At 66.5% G+C, this 14,189-nt stretch carries 20 protein-coding genes; 8 read left to right on the top strand and 12 right to left on the bottom strand.

The features are described from left to right. Positions 1-67 precede the first annotated feature (67 nt). The gene (locus AC5Y47_RS21555) at positions 68-1,123 is read left to right on the top strand and encodes a DUF4192 domain-containing protein (RefSeq protein ID WP_499946281.1); all 1,056 of its coding nucleotides are present in this window, start codon (positions 68-70) and stop codon (positions 1,121-1,123) included. A 6-nt stretch (positions 1,124-1,129) separates the two neighbouring features. On the opposite strand, the gene ideR is transcribed toward AC5Y47_RS21555, so the two are convergent. The 3 genes from ideR to AC5Y47_RS21540 all read right to left on the bottom strand — a co-directional run bounded on the left by ideR (position 1,130) and on the right by AC5Y47_RS21540 (position 3,510). Beyond that, the gene (gene ideR, locus AC5Y47_RS21550) at positions 1,130-1,822 is read right to left on the bottom strand and encodes an iron-dependent transcriptional regulator IdeR (RefSeq protein WP_499946280.1); all 693 of its coding nucleotides are present in this window, start codon (positions 1,820-1,822) and stop codon (positions 1,130-1,132) included. Between the two features lie 147 nt (positions 1,823-1,969). Continuing rightward, a complete protein-coding gene (gene sigB / locus AC5Y47_RS21545) occupies positions 1,970-2,959 on the bottom strand; it encodes a sigma-70 family RNA polymerase sigma factor SigB (protein ID WP_499946279.1) in 990 nt (329 codons plus the stop codon). A 119-nt stretch (positions 2,960-3,078) separates the two neighbouring features. After that, complete coding sequence (locus tag AC5Y47_RS21540) at positions 3,079-3,510, bottom strand: DUF3099 domain-containing protein (RefSeq protein ID WP_499946278.1); 432 nt, start codon at positions 3,508-3,510, stop codon at positions 3,079-3,081. Between the two features lie 58 nt (positions 3,511-3,568). On the opposite strand from AC5Y47_RS21540, the gene AC5Y47_RS21535 reads away from it, so the two are divergent. Next, positions 3,569-3,808, top strand: a complete 240-nt coding sequence (locus tag AC5Y47_RS21535; protein ID WP_499946277.1) for a DUF3039 domain-containing protein — start codon at positions 3,569-3,571, stop codon at positions 3,806-3,808. Here AC5Y47_RS21535 and AC5Y47_RS21530 read toward each other — a convergent pair whose 3' ends face one another. After that, entirely contained in the window at positions 3,809-4,798 is a 990-nt protein-coding gene (locus AC5Y47_RS21530; protein ID WP_499946276.1) for a YihY/virulence factor BrkB family protein, read from the bottom strand. Positions 4,799-4,863: 65 nt separating this feature from the next. Further along, positions 4,864-5,049, bottom strand: coding sequence for a DUF7455 domain-containing protein (locus AC5Y47_RS21525; RefSeq protein WP_306241216.1), 186 nt, complete (start codon positions 5,047-5,049; stop codon positions 4,864-4,866). A gap of 126 nt (positions 5,050-5,175) precedes the next feature. On the opposite strand from AC5Y47_RS21525, the gene AC5Y47_RS21520 reads away from it, so the two are divergent. Beyond that, the gene (locus AC5Y47_RS21520) at positions 5,176-5,547 is read left to right on the top strand and encodes a DUF952 domain-containing protein (protein ID WP_499946275.1); all 372 of its coding nucleotides are present in this window, start codon (positions 5,176-5,178) and stop codon (positions 5,545-5,547) included. Here the strand turns inward: AC5Y47_RS21520 and AC5Y47_RS21515 are convergent. The 4 genes from AC5Y47_RS21515 to ppgK all read right to left on the bottom strand — a co-directional run bounded on the left by AC5Y47_RS21515 (position 5,487) and on the right by ppgK (position 9,044). Then, positions 5,487-5,903, bottom strand: a complete 417-nt coding sequence (locus AC5Y47_RS21515; RefSeq protein WP_499946274.1) for a RidA family protein — start codon at positions 5,901-5,903, stop codon at positions 5,487-5,489. The genes AC5Y47_RS21520 and AC5Y47_RS21515 overlap by 61 nt on opposite strands. Positions 5,904-6,163: 260 nt before the next feature. Continuing rightward, positions 6,164-6,481: a hypothetical protein gene (locus AC5Y47_RS21510; protein ID WP_499946273.1), complete on the bottom strand. Its 318-nt coding sequence runs from the start codon at positions 6,479-6,481 to the stop codon at positions 6,164-6,166. Between the two features lie 95 nt (positions 6,482-6,576). Next, the gene (locus AC5Y47_RS21505; protein WP_499946272.1) at positions 6,577-8,085 is read right to left on the bottom strand and encodes an RNA polymerase sigma factor; all 1,509 of its coding nucleotides are present in this window, start codon (positions 8,083-8,085) and stop codon (positions 6,577-6,579) included. A gap of 176 nt (positions 8,086-8,261) precedes the next feature. After that, positions 8,262-9,044 carry a polyphosphate--glucose phosphotransferase gene (ppgK, locus tag AC5Y47_RS21500; protein ID WP_499946299.1) on the bottom strand — a complete coding sequence of 261 codons (783 nt, stop codon included), beginning with the start codon at positions 9,042-9,044 and terminating at the stop codon, positions 8,262-8,264. Positions 9,045-9,159: 115 nt separating this feature from the next. Here ppgK and AC5Y47_RS21495 point away from each other — a divergent pair, with 115 nt between their 5' ends. Further along, positions 9,160-10,029 (top strand): inositol monophosphatase family protein, encoded by an 870-nt coding sequence (locus AC5Y47_RS21495; protein ID WP_499946271.1) that lies wholly within the window; start codon positions 9,160-9,162, stop codon positions 10,027-10,029. A 5-nt stretch (positions 10,030-10,034) separates the two neighbouring features. On the opposite strand, the gene cei is transcribed toward AC5Y47_RS21495, so the two are convergent. Continuing rightward, complete coding sequence (gene cei, locus AC5Y47_RS21490; protein WP_499946270.1) at positions 10,035-10,697, bottom strand: envelope integrity protein Cei; 663 nt, start codon at positions 10,695-10,697, stop codon at positions 10,035-10,037. A gap of 191 nt (positions 10,698-10,888) precedes the next feature. Here cei and AC5Y47_RS21485 point away from each other — a divergent pair, with 191 nt between their 5' ends. After that, entirely contained in the window at positions 10,889-11,191 is a 303-nt protein-coding gene (locus tag AC5Y47_RS21485) for a DUF4193 domain-containing protein (RefSeq protein ID WP_008258544.1), read from the top strand. On the opposite strand, the gene AC5Y47_RS21480 is transcribed toward AC5Y47_RS21485, so the two are convergent. Further along, positions 11,192-11,671 carry a DUF3093 domain-containing protein gene (locus tag AC5Y47_RS21480; RefSeq protein WP_499946269.1) on the bottom strand — a complete coding sequence of 160 codons (480 nt, stop codon included), beginning with the start codon at positions 11,669-11,671 and terminating at the stop codon, positions 11,192-11,194. 25 nt (positions 11,672-11,696) lie between these two features. Between AC5Y47_RS21480 and dut the strand changes: the two genes are divergently transcribed. Both dut and AC5Y47_RS21470 read left to right on the top strand, forming a co-directional pair. After that, a complete protein-coding gene (gene dut / locus AC5Y47_RS21475; RefSeq protein WP_499946268.1) occupies positions 11,697-12,161 on the top strand; it encodes a dUTP diphosphatase in 465 nt (154 codons plus the stop codon). Beyond that, on the top strand, positions 12,161-12,928 hold the full coding sequence (locus AC5Y47_RS21470) for a DUF3710 domain-containing protein (RefSeq protein ID WP_499946267.1): 768 nt from the start codon (positions 12,161-12,163) through the stop codon (positions 12,926-12,928). The genes dut and AC5Y47_RS21470 overlap by 1 nt, the downstream gene beginning before the upstream one ends. Here AC5Y47_RS21470 and AC5Y47_RS21465 read toward each other — a convergent pair. Continuing rightward, positions 12,925-13,644, bottom strand: a complete 720-nt coding sequence (locus tag AC5Y47_RS21465) for an alpha/beta hydrolase (protein WP_499946266.1) — start codon at positions 13,642-13,644, stop codon at positions 12,925-12,927. The two genes, AC5Y47_RS21470 and AC5Y47_RS21465, sit on opposite strands and share 4 nt — an antisense overlap. A gap of 153 nt (positions 13,645-13,797) precedes the next feature. On the opposite strand from AC5Y47_RS21465, the gene AC5Y47_RS21460 reads away from it, so the two are divergent. Next, on the top strand, positions 13,798-14,166 hold the full coding sequence (locus AC5Y47_RS21460) for an OB-fold nucleic acid binding domain-containing protein (RefSeq protein WP_463755996.1): 369 nt from the start codon (positions 13,798-13,800) through the stop codon (positions 14,164-14,166). Positions 14,167-14,189 lie beyond the last annotated feature (23 nt).

Raw genomic sequence — 14,189 nt, 5'->3', positions numbered from 1 at the left:
ACAAGCACGCGGCTGAATCACGCTGCGCGAGCACGAACTGACGGTGCCGGTCGTCAGCGTGGACCGCATGACGAAACATCGAGAAAACTTTCAGCTCACTCGCCCCGCCGCCCTGATCGCGGCGCTGCCGGCCATCCTCGGGTTCGTGCCCGAAAAATCGCTGGTGCTGGTCTCCCTGGAGGGCGGCGGGCTCGGCTCGGTGATACGGGCCGACCTGTCCGACGACCTGATCGACGAGGTGGATCACCTCGCGCAGGTTGCGGCGGCGGCGGAGCCGGACGGGGCGATCTTGGTGGTCGTCGATCAGGAAGGCGCGCATTGTTCGGTGTGCAACGACGGATACCGCCGGCTGTGCGACGCGCTGACCGACGCGTTGGGCCGGCACGGCATCGAGCGTCGTTCGGCACATGTCGTCGACGAGATCGTGCGCGGTGGGCGCTGGCACTGCGTCGAGCTCTGCGGCGAGAGTGGGGAGATCGACGATCCGTCGGCTTCACCACTGGCTGCCGCGGCGGTGGTGGATGGCCGGCGGCTCTACCCGCGGCGGGCCGACCTGCAGGCGGTGATCGCGGCCGATCCCGTGCGCAGCGCGGCTCTGGTGCCCGCGGTCGAGCAGGCGGCACTCACCCGCGCGGAAGCGCACGACAGTGACCCAACCGGCTGTTGTCGACGCGACGTGGAGAACGCGATGGCCGCCGCGGCCCGCGTCGCCGACGGTAAGTCGCTGTCGGACGCCGAGGTGGCGCAACTGGGCTGCGCGTTGAGCGACGTACAGGTCCGCGACACGCTGTATGGCTTGGCTGTCGCCGAGAGCGCTGATGCCGCCGAGTCGTTGTGGTCGGTGCTGGCGCGGGTGCTGCCCGAACCGTGGCGCGTGGAGGCGTTGGTGCTGCTGGCTTTCAGCGCCTACGTGCGCGGCGACGGACCCCTGGCGGGGGTATCGCTGGACGCCGCGCTGCGCTGCGACCCGAGCCATCGCATGGCGAGCATGCTGGACAGGGCGTTGCAGTCGGGGTTGCGTCCCAAAGACATTCAGCGACTGGCGAGTACGGGTTACCGGCTGGCTGAGCGACTCGGCGTCCGGCTGCCACCGCGCCAGCCGCTTGGCCGCCGCGCGGGGTGACGGGGGTCAGACCTTCTCGACCTTGACCGCGTGCGCCATCTCGTGCGGGAGGGTGACGTTTTCGTGGCCGGGGATGACGATGGTCACGCCGCCTCCGACACCGGTCTCGACGGTGACGCGCGCGTTGGGCACCACGCCGGCGTCCTTGAGCCGGGTGATCAGGTCGATGTCACCCTGGACATGCTCGGTGAGCTGGCGGACGACGACCGCGACCGGCGAACCGGCGGGCAGTTCGGTCAGCCGGACCAGGTTGGCGCCCTCGGCGCCGAACTCGGGACCGACACCGAGGTCCAGAAGTCCCGGGATGGGGTTGCCGAACGGGGACGTCGTCGGATTGTTGAGCACCTGGACCAGCCGACGTTCGACGTCCTCACTCATCACGTGCTCCCACCGGCAGGCTTCGGCGTGCACCTCTTCCCACGGCAACCCGATCACGTCCACCAGCAGGCGCTCGGCCAGACGGTGCTTGCGCATCACCGCGACGGCCAGTGCGCGGCCCTTGTCGGTGAGTTCGAGATGACGGTCGCCGGCCACCCGCAGCAGCCCGTCGCGTTCCATCCGGGAGACGGTCTGGCTGACGGTGGGACCGCTTTGTTCGAGGCGTTCGGCGATCCGGGCACGCAGCGGCGTCACGCCCTCTTCTTCGAGGTCGTAGATCGTCCGCAGGTACATCTCGGTGGTGTCAACCAAGTCGTTCATTCGCCCATCCTCCGTTGCCGCCGAGTCTACTTCGCCAGCCCTGCGAGTGGTTCGTCCAAAACGCCCCACGGCAGCAGTATGCCCGCCGCGATTTCGCGGCGGGCACACCGTCTCCGGTGAAGCTTGTCTGGCTAGCCTATTCGCACCTCAGCTGGCGTAAGACCGTAACCGGTCGGCCCGCTCGCCGTGTCGCAGCTTGCACATGACGTCGCGCTCGATCTGCCGGACCCGTTCCCGGGACAGACCGAACAGCTTGCCGATCTGGTCGAGCGTGCGCGGCTGACCGTCGTCCAAGCCGAACCGCAGCCGGATCACCTGATGCTCACGCTCGTCGAGAGTGGCCAGCACACTGCGGATGTCGGTGTGCAGCAGCTCGGCGATCACCGCATTCTCGGCCGACATCGCCTCGGCGTCTTCGATGAAATCACCAAGCGGCGCTTCCTCTTCCGAACCGACCGGCATGTCCAGGCTGACCGGGTCGCGGCTGTGTTCCAGCAAGTCGTTGATCTTTTCGACCGGGATGCCCGATTCTTCGGCGAGTTCCTCGTCGGTGGCCTCACGGCCCAGGTTCTGGTGCATCTCACGCTTGATCCGCGCCAGCTTGTTGACCTGCTCCACGAGGTGGACCGGCAGCCGGATGGTGCGGCTCTGGTCGGCCATGCCGCGGGTGATCGCCTGTCGGATCCACCAGGTGGCGTAGGTGGAGAACTTGAAACCCTTTGTGTAGTCGAACTTTTCCATCGCTCGGATGAGACCCAGGTTGCCTTCCTGGATGAGGTCCAGCAACGGCATACCGCGACCGGTGTAGCGCTTGGCCAGCGAAACCACCAGGCGCAGGTTCGCTTCCAGCAGGTGCCGGCGCGCCGCCTGCCCGTCGCGAACGACGGTTGCCAGATCGCGTTTTCGGTTCTCGCCGAGGCGCTTCCGGGTTGCCAGCAGGTGCTCGGCGTACAGCCCGGCCTCGATGCGCTTGGCCAACTCGACTTCGTCGGCGGCGTTGAGCAACGCCGTCTTGCCGATGCCGTTCAGATATACGCGCACCAGGTCTGCAGCTGGGCTCTGAGCATCCAAATCGCCGTCAAACCGGCCTGTGGTGGCATGTGCCATTGCGCCCTCCCGATTGGCTTGTCTTGTCATGTGTTGTAACGAGAAGCCCGCACCGAGAGTTCCCACGAGGTAGCCATCTCACACGCTGTGACGTGCGGGAATACGGCGGTGACCTGAGAATGTCCTGAGAAGTGGCGCCGCGGAGGCGCTCAGTCGGAACTGTCCGGGTCGATCGTCTGCCATTCCGGTTGCCGCACCGGGTGCGGCCGAGGCTCCAGTGCCGGCCGCTCGGCCGTCGGGAACAACGGTGTCCGGCGCCCGGTGCCTTCGAAGCGTCGCGGCTCGTCGGGGCTGCGCGGCGGTCGGTCGTTGGCGATCAGCACGGCCATCCATGGCAACGGGATCGACGCCGCCACGATGAGAAGTGAGATCAGGCCGTTGTGCCAGGTCCCGTAGGCGATTGCGGCCAGGATCAGCGCCGGGATCCGAAACGACATGAGCGTCAGGTATTTGCGCACCCGCGCCCGGTGCTGCACCTCGTAGGAGGGTGCAGCAGCAGTGATCAGTACCGGGCGACCGTGTTCGTCGAAGTCGTCGAAACTCAGCTCGGGGCCGCGCTTCATCACTCCACTGTGGCACATGAAATCCGATAGTGGTTCTCCGGTGTGGTGCCGCCGGCCGCGAGGCAGAATGTAGGACATGCAGACCCAGACGATTGAGCGCACCGACGCCGACGAACGCGCCGATGACGGGACCGGCAGCGACACACCCAAGTACTTCCATTACGTCAAGAAGGACAAGATCGCCGAGAGCGCGGTCATGGGTAATCACGTTGTTGCCTTGTGCGGAGAGGTGTTTCCCGTGACAAAGGCGGCTAAGCCGGGTTCGCCGGTCTGCCCGGACTGCAAGCAGATCTACGACCGGCTCAAGAAGGGCTGATCAGGCTTTTGTCTCCGCGGAAGCCGGATCCGGGTCGGCGCTCGGCTTGGGCAGTTCCGGTTCGTCCTTTCCGGCGATAGCGGAACCGCGACGGACCAACCACGTGCGCAGCCGGTGCGCGTGCGTGGCCGGCGCCGGCCACTCTTCCTGAATTGCCGCGTTGAGTTCGGCGCCGATCATGATGGAGAACCCGCCGAAGAACGCGAACAGCAGGAAAGCGATCGGTGTGGCCAGGGCGCCGTAGGTGTAGCCGGTGCTGCCGATCCACTTCAGGTAGAACCGCAGTCCCAGGGTCGCGACCGCGAACACCACCGTGGCCAGCACCGTGCCGGGTATCAGCCGGTGGGTGGGCAGCGGCACCGGAAGCGCCACTCGGTACAACACGGTCACTCCGGCCATCAGACCGAGGATCAGCGCCGGGTAGTAGCCGTAGTGCAGCAGGTTCTGCGTGCCCTCGGGAATGTGCTCGCTGACCTTGCGGGGGCCGACCACCGCGACGGGCGCAGTCGCCACGACGAACAGCAGCATCACGATGTAGATAAACAGCGCAAAGAGGCGCTGCCGGACGGGATGGCGTAACGGGGTCTGGTCGTGTGCTTCCACGATCGCGTCGACGAAGGACGAAATCGCCGAGGAGCCCGCCCACAGCGAAATCAGGAATCCCAGCGATGCCACCTCACCCCCGGCGATTCCGGTGATGTCGCGGATGGTCGGCTGGATGATCTGGTCTACGACGTTGGGGGAGAAGAAGTTTCGGGCCGTGGACAGAAGGCTCTTGATGATGGAGGACAACGTGTCGGGGCCGAAAAGCGGCGCCACCCAAGCCAAAGTCCCCAGAATCCCCAACAGCAGCGGCGGCGTGGAGAGACAGGTCCAAAAGCCGGCTTCGGCTGATTCGGAAAATATCGAATCGTCCCAGGCTTTGGACAGTGTCCTACGGCTGATTTGCCAGATGTGGTGGCGGGACGGTTTTGCGGCCTGGTCGCTCATACCCGTCCAGCATTACCGATAGGGCCTCGCCCGGTCGACATTGGGCCGGGCGAGTTCCTCGGCAATTACTGGCTGCTGACTTCGAGCACGGCCGCCAGTTCGGCCAACTTCGCTTCGTGCTTGTTGGCGTGGTGCTGGCAGAAGAGGAGCTCAGCTCCCGAAGGCAGCTTGGCGCGGACCCGGGCCGCGGCACCGCAGCGATCGCAGCGGTCTGCGCGAGTGAGCTCGGGGCTGGTCAGAGTTGCGTTCATGGCTCCTCCGTTCTGGCGGTAATTTCACTCTGTCAGACGTTCGGAGTTTTTGCCTTGTTCCCCGACCGTTATTGGGTGTGTCGTTTCTCACGCATATTTGCCCCGAATTCGGGCAGGGTAATCGTCATGTTGGAAAACTCCGACAAACTGTTGGTGCGTTTGTGTTCCGAACAGGAGTGGGCGGCCGCCCGCGAGCACGGCGCGATCCTTCCGGAGCCCGCGGAGGGCTTCGTTCATTTGTCGACCGCGGCGCAGGTGCACCTGCCGGCGAACCGTCTATATAGCGGTCGCCGTGACTTGGTGCTGCTCTACCTCGACGCCGCCGCCCTGGACTCGCCGGTCCGCTGGGAGCCCGGCGTGCCGAGTGACCCGGAGTCGATGCTGTTTCCCCATCTGTACGGTCCGCTGCCGGTCGCGGCGGTGCTCAAGGTCGAGGATTACCGGCCAGGTGCCGACGGCTCGTTTGCGCCGCTAGGCGCCGGCGATGGCTCGATGTAGGCGTCCGCCTCGATCTCCACCAGCAGATCTGGCGCGATCAGCGCAGATACCTCGACCATGGTGGCCGCCGGCTGGACCTCGCCGAAGATCTGTGCGTGCACGTCGCCGACTTCGCGCCAACGGGAGATGTCGGTGACATAAATGCGGGTGCGGACGACGTCGGCCAATGTCGCACCGGCCTGTTGCAGTGCAATCTCGATGCGACGCAACGCATCTCGGGTTTGATCGGCCACGCCGGCTCCACTGCCCGTCGTCCCCGCAACCGCGACATGCTGGCCCACGCGCACCGCTCGCGAATAACCGACGACCGATTCGAAGTCGGACTCGGAAGCAACATTGCGGCGGGTGGCTGCCATCTGGTCACAGTACGTACTGACGGTCCCGTGGGCTGGACCAATGCTTTACCGGCAAGAGACACGAGGATGCGCTCAACATCGGCAGTCGAGAGGACCGGGTGCGGAAGCGACGGCACATATCACCGCGCACCGACCGGTTCCGGTATTTGTGCTGGTGGCGACATGTGCACGAGTTTTATTGCAGCCCTTGGCAATTCGGCTTTCAGGTGGTTAGCTCCGCTGGTTGCGGGCCAAGCCCCGCACCAGTTCTACGCCAGGCGTCAGCACTCACCGGCATGCACGAGACCGCAGTCGGTGCAAGGTTGTTCATGGCGCTGCGCGCGCGCCTCAACCGGACTCAGGACGCGCAGAGTGGCCTTATTGTGGGCAACGCAGAGTTGGTAGGCGTCGCTGGCGTTCAGGCGGGCGCCGATCTTCTCGGACAAGTCTTGCTGGCCGCGCCGGGTCCGGTAGAACACTTCGTAGGGGCCGTTTCCAATCACGTGATACGAGCCGTGCACCCCGGTTGCCACCGCCGGCATCCTGCCGACTGGGCTCCAGCTCAGTCTCAGTTCGTACGGGGTGTTCACAGCAGCCATGACGACTCCTCGGCTCATTCAGTCCGGGCACCGGACTTTCCCCGATATCTTGACTGATAGCGCTGTGCGATGCGCTGATCAGAGCACTTTCCCGGTTAGTCCAGGTAGTCGCGCAGCACCTGCGAGCGGCTGGGGTGGCGCAGCTTGGACATGGTCTTGGACTCGATCTGCCGGATCCGCTCGCGGGTAACGCCGTAGACCTGGCCGATCTCGTCCAAAGTGCGCGGCTGGCCGTCGGTCAGACCGAAGCGCAACCGCACTACGCCGGCTTCGCGCTCGGACAGGGTGTCCAGCACCGACTGAAGCTGGTCCTGCAACAGCGTGAATGAGACGGCGTCGACGGCCACCACGGCCTCGCTGTCCTCGATGAAGTCACCGAGCTGACTGTCGCCCTCGTCGCCGATGGTCTGGTCCAGCGAGATCGGCTCCCGGGCGTACTGCTGGATCTCCAGCACCTTCTCCGGGGTGATGTCCATTTCCTTGGCGAGCTCTTCCGGGGTCGGCTCGCGGCCCAGGTCCTGCAGCAGCTCGCGCTGGATGCGGCCGAGCTTGTTGATGACCTCGACCATGTGCACCGGGATACGGATGGTGCGCGCCTGGTCGGCCATCGCCCGGGTGATGGCCTGCCGGATCCACCACGTGGCGTAGGTGGAGAACTTGTAGCCCTTGGTGTAGTCGAACTTCTCCACGGCGCGGATCAGGCCCAGGTTGCCTTCCTGGATGAGGTCCAGGAACGCCATGCCGCGGCCGGTGTAGCGCTTGGCCAGCGACACCACCAGACGCAGGTTGGCCTCCAGCAGATGGTTCTTGGCGCGATCGCCGTCGCGGCAGATCCACATCATGTCGCGGCGCTGCGCGGCGGGCAGCTTCTCGCCCCGGTCGGTCAGTTCCAGCATCAGCTGCGTCGCGTAGAGGCCCGCCTCGATCCGCTTGGCCAGCTCGACCTCTTCCTCGGCGTTGAGCAGCGCCACCTTGCCGATCTGCTTGAGGTAGGCACGCACCGAGTCGGCCGATGCGGTGAGCTCGGCGTCCTTGCGTGCCTGCCGCAACGCCTCGGACTCGTCCTCGTCCCAGACGAAATCGCCGGAGGCCTTGTCCTTTTCGGTGGGCTCGGCGATCTCCTCTTCGTCCTCGCCGGCAGCCCCGCTGGACTCGGTGGCCGCGGCGGGCTCGCTGTCTTCGGCGTCGGCTTCGGTGTCGGCCGCATCGATGTCGGCGTCCTCGGCGTCGGGTGTCTCGTCGTCCTCGAGGTCCTCGAGAGCGAGATCGGCGGCATCGATTTCGAGATCTTCGCCGGGCTCGACGTCGATGTCGGTGTCGAGTTCCTCGGCAGCTTCCAACGTCACTTCGGCGTCGGACGAGGTGTCGGCGTCTTTGGATTTCGCGGCGCCGCGCGCAGCCGGAGCCTTCACGGCGGCCTTGGCGCGAGTCTTCTTCGGAGCCGCGCTCGCCGCGCCGTCGGAGTCCGACGCGGCGGTTTTGGTAGCCCGTTTGGCCGGTGCGGTGCCGTTGGCGGCCTTCGCGGCCGTGCGTTTGGCGGGAGACTTCGTGGCTGTGCGTTTCACCGGCTCATCGGTCGCCGGAGTAGCCTTCGTCGCTGCCACATACACCCCTTCGGTCGGACGCACTTCCGGTGGATCTGGGCATGTTTGACCGAAAGTGCTGCTATGTCGAATGTCGGCGTTTGATATCAGCGTGAGTATCGCGCGCTATCGGTTTGGGCGGCCGCCGACGACCATTGTAACTTCACCAGGACCTCGTACCAGCCGAGCGCCGCAAATCAGTGCGTCACGTCCCCGGTCGCGGCCATGGCCGCCCCCACGATACCGGCGGTGTTCTGCAACGTCGCGGCCACGACCGGGGTCCGGTTCTTCAGCAGATGCATCCATTTATCGGCCTTGCGGCTGATCCCACCGCCGGCGATGAACAGGTCGGGCCAGATCGCGTTCTCGATGGCGATCAGCACCCGGGTCACCTGTTGGGTCCACTTCTCGTAGGTCCAGCCGTTTTTCTCCTTCACCGACGACGCGGCCCGGTGCTCAGCCTCCTTGCCGCCGACCTCGAGGTGACCGAATTCGGTGTTGGGTATGAGTTTTCCGTTGTGGATGACCGCCGAACCGATCCCCGTCCCGAAGGTGAGCAGCACGACCAAACCCGCATGGCCCTGGCCAGCCCCATAGCGTTCCTCGGCGAGTCCCGCCGCGTCGGCGTCGTTGAGGATCGTGACGTCCTGGCCGTCGAGTTCGGCGCTGATCACGTCGCGCGCATTGGTTCCGATCCAGGCTTTGTCCACGTTGGCGGCGGTCTGCACGATGCCGTGGGTGACGACGCCGGGATAGGTCACTCCGAGTGGGCCGGTCCACCCGAATCCGTCGACGACCTCGGCGATGGTCTTGGCGACTGCCGCGGGCGTTGCCGGCTGTGGGGTCGGCAGCTTGATGCGGTCGCCGATCAGTGCCCCGCTGTCCAGGTCGACGATCGCGCCCTTGATGCCACTGCCCCCGACGTCGATGCCGAATCCACGACGCTGCTGGCCATCGGTAGCAGGGACGGTGCTGGTCATCGAAATCTCCTCGGCGAGATCGGGTTGTTCGCTCACCTTAGCGACCCCGCGGCGCCGAAGCGGTGAGGCGGGATGGGCCCGTTGTGAAGTCGCCGCTCTGTGATGCGATAGACCGGTGAGCCCAGCCGAGGGAACTCTTGCCCAGCGCGCGGATTTGCGCTCGGTGGCCGAAACGCTCGCGGCCGAGGCGGCCGCGTTCGTGCGCCGGCGGCGTGTCGAGGTATTCGGCGGCGGCGCAGGATCAGACGCGAGCGCGGTGCGCGCCAAGACCACGCCGACCGATCCGGTGACCGTGGTCGACACCGAGACCGAGCGGCTGCTGCGAGATCGGCTGGCGCAGTTGCGGCCCGGTGATCCGATTCTCGGTGAAGAGGGCGGTGGGCCGGCCGATGCGCGGACCGGTGCAGACTCGGTCACCTGGGTGCTCGACCCGATCGACGGCACGGTGAATTTCGTCTACGGCGTCCCGGCCTACGCGGTTTCGGTCGGCGCCCAGGTCGCGGGCATCTCGGTGGCCGGTGCTGTCGCCGATGTGGTTGGGCAGCAGGTGTTTTCGGCGGGGCTTGGTCTTGGTGCCCACGTCACCGACTCGGACGGCAGGCGGGCGCTGCACTGCACCGCGGTCGACGAGTTGTCGATGGCGTTGCTGGGTACCGGGTTCGGGTACTCGCCGCGGCGCCGCGTCCGGCAGGCCGCGCTGTTGGCCCAGATGCTGCCGATCGTGCGTGACGTGCGCCGGATCGGGTCGGCCGCGCTGGACCTGTGCATGGTCGCGGCGGGCCGGCTGGACGCCTATTACGAGCACGGACTGCAGGTGTGGGATCGGGCGGCGGGCGCATTGATCGCCGCGGAGGCCGGTGCCCGGGTTCTGCTGCCCGCACCCGATGTCGACGGTGCCGGCTTGGTGGTGGCGGCCGCGCCCGGCATTGCGGACGCGTTGCTGGCGACGCTAGCGGACATCGGAGCCCTGGAACCGCTGGGCTGACCGCGTCAGCAGCTGTTCGAGTGGATCTTGGTCAGCAGCGCGTGATCTGCCGGCTCGGTGGCACCGGGACGCAGGGTGGCCAACACGGAGTCGATGTCGTCGTTGTGGGCCAGCGAGTTGAAGTCGGTGCCCAGCGCCAGGTCGACGGAATCGTCGCCGCGGCTGTCGCGGAACAACTCGGTGCACGGCGCGACCAGCCAGAGCGCTGCCGCCGTGGCCTGTCCGGCCGTGCCGAACCGAATCTGACCCTGACAGGTCAGGCGGGTGCCTGCGTAGATCGGGTCGTTGCTGGCGGTCGGGTTCGCAAAGCCCAGATCCTGCAGGGCACCGGCGATGTCGCCGGCCTGACCGCCGCGCCCGCTCGCATTGAGCACGCGGACCTTTGTTTCGCTGAGTTTGGCCGGTGTCACGTCGACCATGTCCGAGCGCGACACCGGCTCACCGAGCTTGGCTGGTCCGGAGTTGGCGGCCGTGCCCGCGGGCTCCGGCGGAGGGTTGCACACCGCGACCTCGTGGACGTCGGTTGGACGGGTGAGCGCGACCGTCCACACCACGCCCGTCACGACGACCAGGAAAATCACCACGATGATGGCGGGGCGCGGATTGCGCCGCCGGAACGGCCGGCCGTGCTTGTCGAAGGCCGTACCCTCGGTGATGTGTGCAACCACACATGCACTCTAATCGCACCGTAATCGCACCGTTTCGGGCCGACCACGAGCCCCGATGCGCCTCTGTGACGCAAATCACACTCTATTCACCCGCAATACGGGCACGAATCATTTGGTGCATGCGTTCGACGCTGGTACAAAGCGTTGCTTGAACTTGTGCGTGCTTTGAGGGGACAGGACGGGGAAAGAAGATGCCTACCGACTACGACGCTCCACGACGCACCGAGACCGACGACGTCTCTGAGGACTCGCTGGAGGAACTCAAGGCGCGGCGGAACGAGGCTGCGTCGGCGGTGGTCGACGTCGACGAATCCGAATCCGCCGAGAACTTCGAGTTGCCCGGCGCCGACTTGTCCGGCGAAGAACTGTCGGTGCGGGTGGTTCCCAAGCAGGCCGACGAGTTCACCTGCTCGAGTTGCTTTCTAGTGCAACACCGCAGCCGGCTGGCCAGTGAGAAGAACGGCGTGATGATCTGTACGGACTGCGCGGCCTGATCAACTTCTCAGGGCCGACAGCACCCGCTCGGGGTGGCGGCAGCTCACCAACCAGTACGGCGTCGGATCATCAGGATCGTCGAGGACCAACAAGACCATCGGACCTACCCAGGCCCGGTGCACCACGAAAGCCGCCGGGTCGAGTTGGCGGCCCAATGCCGCTGACTTGGCGCTACGGGCGATCGCGGCGGAGCGGGAGATCACGGTGACGGGCAGATGTGCTTGTCCGACCCACAGTTCGACCCCGCCGGCGCCGGCGCTCACCCGCACCTCGACGCGGCCCAGCCACAACAACGTGGCGGCGGCGACCGCGAACATCGTGCCGAACGGCAACCAGTCAGGCAGCGAGCGCATACCCACGTTCACTTCGGCGGCGATGAGTGCGGCGAGCGCAAAGCCCAGCGGCCACCACCACCACGGCACCCACAGTCGCTCGCGATATCGCACGCTCTGCGGCGCGATGTCGCGCGTATCGGACACGCGGTCAAGGGTAATCTGTGCCCCCGTGTCGACCAGATTGGCCATCGTCCGTCTCGACCCCGGGCTCCCGTTGCCGAATCGCGCGCACGAGGGTGACGCCGGGGTCGACCTGTTCAGTGCCGAGGACGTGGAGTTGGCACCCGGCCACCGGGCGCTGGTGGGGACGGGCGTCGCGGTCGCGGTTCCGTTCGGCATGGTCGGGCTGATCCATCCGCGCTCGGGTTTGGCGTCGCGCGTGGGTCTTTCGATCGTCAACAGTCCCGGCACCATCGACGCGGGTTATCGTGGCGAAATCAAGGTTGCGCTGATCAATCTGGACCCTGCCACGCCGATCGTGGTGCACCGAGGTGACCGCATCGCGCAGTTGCTGGTGCAGCGGGTCGAATTAGTCGAGCTGGTCGAGGTGTCGTCGTTCGACGAAGCCGGGCTGGCCCAAACCTCCCGTGGCGAAGGCGGTCACGGTTCCTCCGGCGGACATGCGAGTTTGTGATGGCATTTGGTAGACGCAAAGACGACACTTCGGGCGAACCGACTCAGGACCCGGCGGAGAACGAAGCCGTCGTCGAAGAGCCCCCAGCCGACGGGGAACTCGAGGGCCCGTTCGACATCGAAGACTTCGACGACCCGGCCGCGGCCGAGGTGGCCCGACTGGACCTGGGGTCGGTGCTGATCCCGATGCCGACGGCAGGTCAGGTGCAGGTCGAGTTGACCGAGACCGGAGTTCCCAGCGCGGTGTGGGTGGTGACTCCCAACGGTCGTTTCACCATCGCGGCCTACGCCGCTCCGAAGAGCCCCGGCCTGTGGCGCGAAGTGGCCGGCGAGCTCGCGGAGTCGCTGCGAAAGGACTCGGCCAAGGTCTCGATCAAGGACGGTCCGTGGGGACGGGAAGTGGTCGGCACCGCTTCCGGGGTGGTGCGCTTCATCGGGGTGGACGGGTACCGCTGGATGATCCGGTGCGTGGTCAACGGCCCGCACGAAACCATCGACGCGCTCACCGAGGAAGCGCGGGAAGCCTTGACCGACACGGTGGTTCGCCGCGGCGACACCCCGCTGCCGGTGCGCACACCGTTGCCGGTGCAGCTGCCCGAACCGATGGTGGAGCAGTTGCGGGAGGCCGCGGCCGCCCAGCAGGCCTCCGAACAAGCAGAGGCACAAGCACAGGCCGATCCGGTCCAGCCGTCCAACGAGCCGGTCGCGCGTCGCAGCGCCGAGGGTTCGGCGATGCAGCAGTTGCGCTCCACGATCACCGGCGGCTAAGCCGGCGGGGTCGCCGCGGCCAGCGCTGCCAGGCATGCCGCGCCCAAAGCGGCTGTGTCGCAACCGATCTCGTCGAGTGTCACGGTGCGCAGCGCCGCATGGGGCGCCGCGGTCACCCAATCGACGCCGACCTGCAGCGGGTGGATCGGATCATCGACCGCCGCCGCCACACCCAGCGGCGGGGCCAATCGGGCCAGATCGGCGCACGTCGGCGCCGGATACGCCGCCGCTTCTTCCATGGCGTCGGGCAACTTCGGCCACTGCACCCGCCAGGATCGGGACAGCTCGTCGGCCAGCCAGGGCGGGCTGGAGGCACGCATCTGCGACGTCGTTGCGTCCAGTCCGTCGCGGCGCAACTGCGACGCCGTGTATCGCGCCGCGTGGGCGGCCGGAGCCGAGCTCGAGTCCCCGGTCCACGGCGGCAACGCGGCCAGCACACCCACGGTGCATTCGGGATGGGCCAGCGCCCACGTCGCTGCGACCACGGCGCCGATGGACACACCGCCGACTGCGATCCTCCGGCCACCCGCGGCGGCAACGGCGACGTCCAGGGCGGTCAGGTAGCCGTCGATCAACCGGTCCGGCTGCGGCGCGGGTGTGACCAACACCGCACCGACGTCGCGTAGCGGACCGGAAAACGCCCGGTAGACGTAGTCGTCGTCGGATCCGGTGCCCGCTAACAGCACCGTGGTGACACCACGCAACTCGACAGCCACCTCCTCATAGTGCCCGGTGCCGCGGACGCCCAGGAATCGGTGGTTTCACCGGTGTGGCATACGGGAACCAACACGTCTACGGTGACCGTTGGCATGGTGGAATGTTGTCGGCTATAGAGCATTCACAACGACGTCGAATTTTCAGGAGTGGCCATGGGGGCCCAAGGTTATCTACGCCGGCTCACCCGTCGGTTGACGGAGGACCCGGAGCAACGCGACGTCGAAGAACTCTCTGACGAAGTCCTCAATACCGGCGCGCAGCGCGCCATCGACTGCCAGCGTGGCCAGGAGGTCACCATGGTGGGCACGCTGCGCAGTGTCGAGACCAACGGCAAGGGTTGTGCGGGCGGCGTCCGCGCGGAATTGTTCGACGGCAGTGACACCGTGACGCTGGTGTGGCTGGGTCAACGGCGCATCCCGGGCATCGACTCGGGTCGCACGCTGCGGGTGCGCGGTCGTCTCGGCAAGCTGGAGAACGGGACGAAGGCCATCTACAACCCGCACTACGAAATTCAGCGGTGACGGGCTTTTCCATCCTGGGACGC

The organism is Mycobacterium sp. NGS22, from assembly GCF_059813095.1.
Note: the sequence above shows the minus strand (reverse complement) of the source record. Positions and strands in the feature narration are given on the sequence as shown.

Excerpts from the sequence above, each read along its gene's own strand:
- AC5Y47_RS21555 (WP_499946281.1), top strand. The coding sequence starts at position 68 with ATGACGAAACATCGAGAAAACTTTCAGCTCACTCGCCCCGCCGCCCTG.
- ideR (WP_499946280.1), bottom strand. The coding sequence starts at position 1,822 with ATGAACGACTTGGTTGACACCACCGAGATGTACCTGCGGACGATCTAC.
- sigB (WP_499946279.1), bottom strand. The coding sequence starts at position 2,959 with ATGACAAGACAAGCCAATCGGGAGGGCGCAATGGCACATGCCACCACA.
- AC5Y47_RS21540 (WP_499946278.1), bottom strand. The coding sequence starts at position 3,510 with ATGTGCCACAGTGGAGTGATGAAGCGCGGCCCCGAGCTGAGTTTCGAC.
- AC5Y47_RS21535 (WP_499946277.1), top strand. The coding sequence starts at position 3,569 with ATGCAGACCCAGACGATTGAGCGCACCGACGCCGACGAACGCGCCGAT.
- AC5Y47_RS21530 (WP_499946276.1), bottom strand. The coding sequence starts at position 4,798 with ATGAGCGACCAGGCCGCAAAACCGTCCCGCCACCACATCTGGCAAATC.
- AC5Y47_RS21525 (WP_306241216.1), bottom strand. The coding sequence starts at position 5,049 with ATGAACGCAACTCTGACCAGCCCCGAGCTCACTCGCGCAGACCGCTGC.
- AC5Y47_RS21520 (WP_499946275.1), top strand. The coding sequence starts at position 5,176 with ATGTTGGAAAACTCCGACAAACTGTTGGTGCGTTTGTGTTCCGAACAG.
- AC5Y47_RS21515 (WP_499946274.1), bottom strand. The coding sequence starts at position 5,903 with ATGGCAGCCACCCGCCGCAATGTTGCTTCCGAGTCCGACTTCGAATCG.
- AC5Y47_RS21510 (WP_499946273.1), bottom strand. The coding sequence starts at position 6,481 with ATGGCTGCTGTGAACACCCCGTACGAACTGAGACTGAGCTGGAGCCCA.
- ppgK (WP_499946299.1), bottom strand. The coding sequence starts at position 9,044 with ATGACCAGCACCGTCCCTGCTACCGATGGCCAGCAGCGTCGTGGATTC.
- AC5Y47_RS21485 (WP_008258544.1), top strand. The coding sequence starts at position 10,889 with ATGCCTACCGACTACGACGCTCCACGACGCACCGAGACCGACGACGTC.
- AC5Y47_RS21470 (WP_499946267.1), top strand. The coding sequence starts at position 12,161 with ATGGCATTTGGTAGACGCAAAGACGACACTTCGGGCGAACCGACTCAG.
- AC5Y47_RS21460 (WP_463755996.1), top strand. The coding sequence starts at position 13,798 with ATGGGGGCCCAAGGTTATCTACGCCGGCTCACCCGTCGGTTGACGGAG.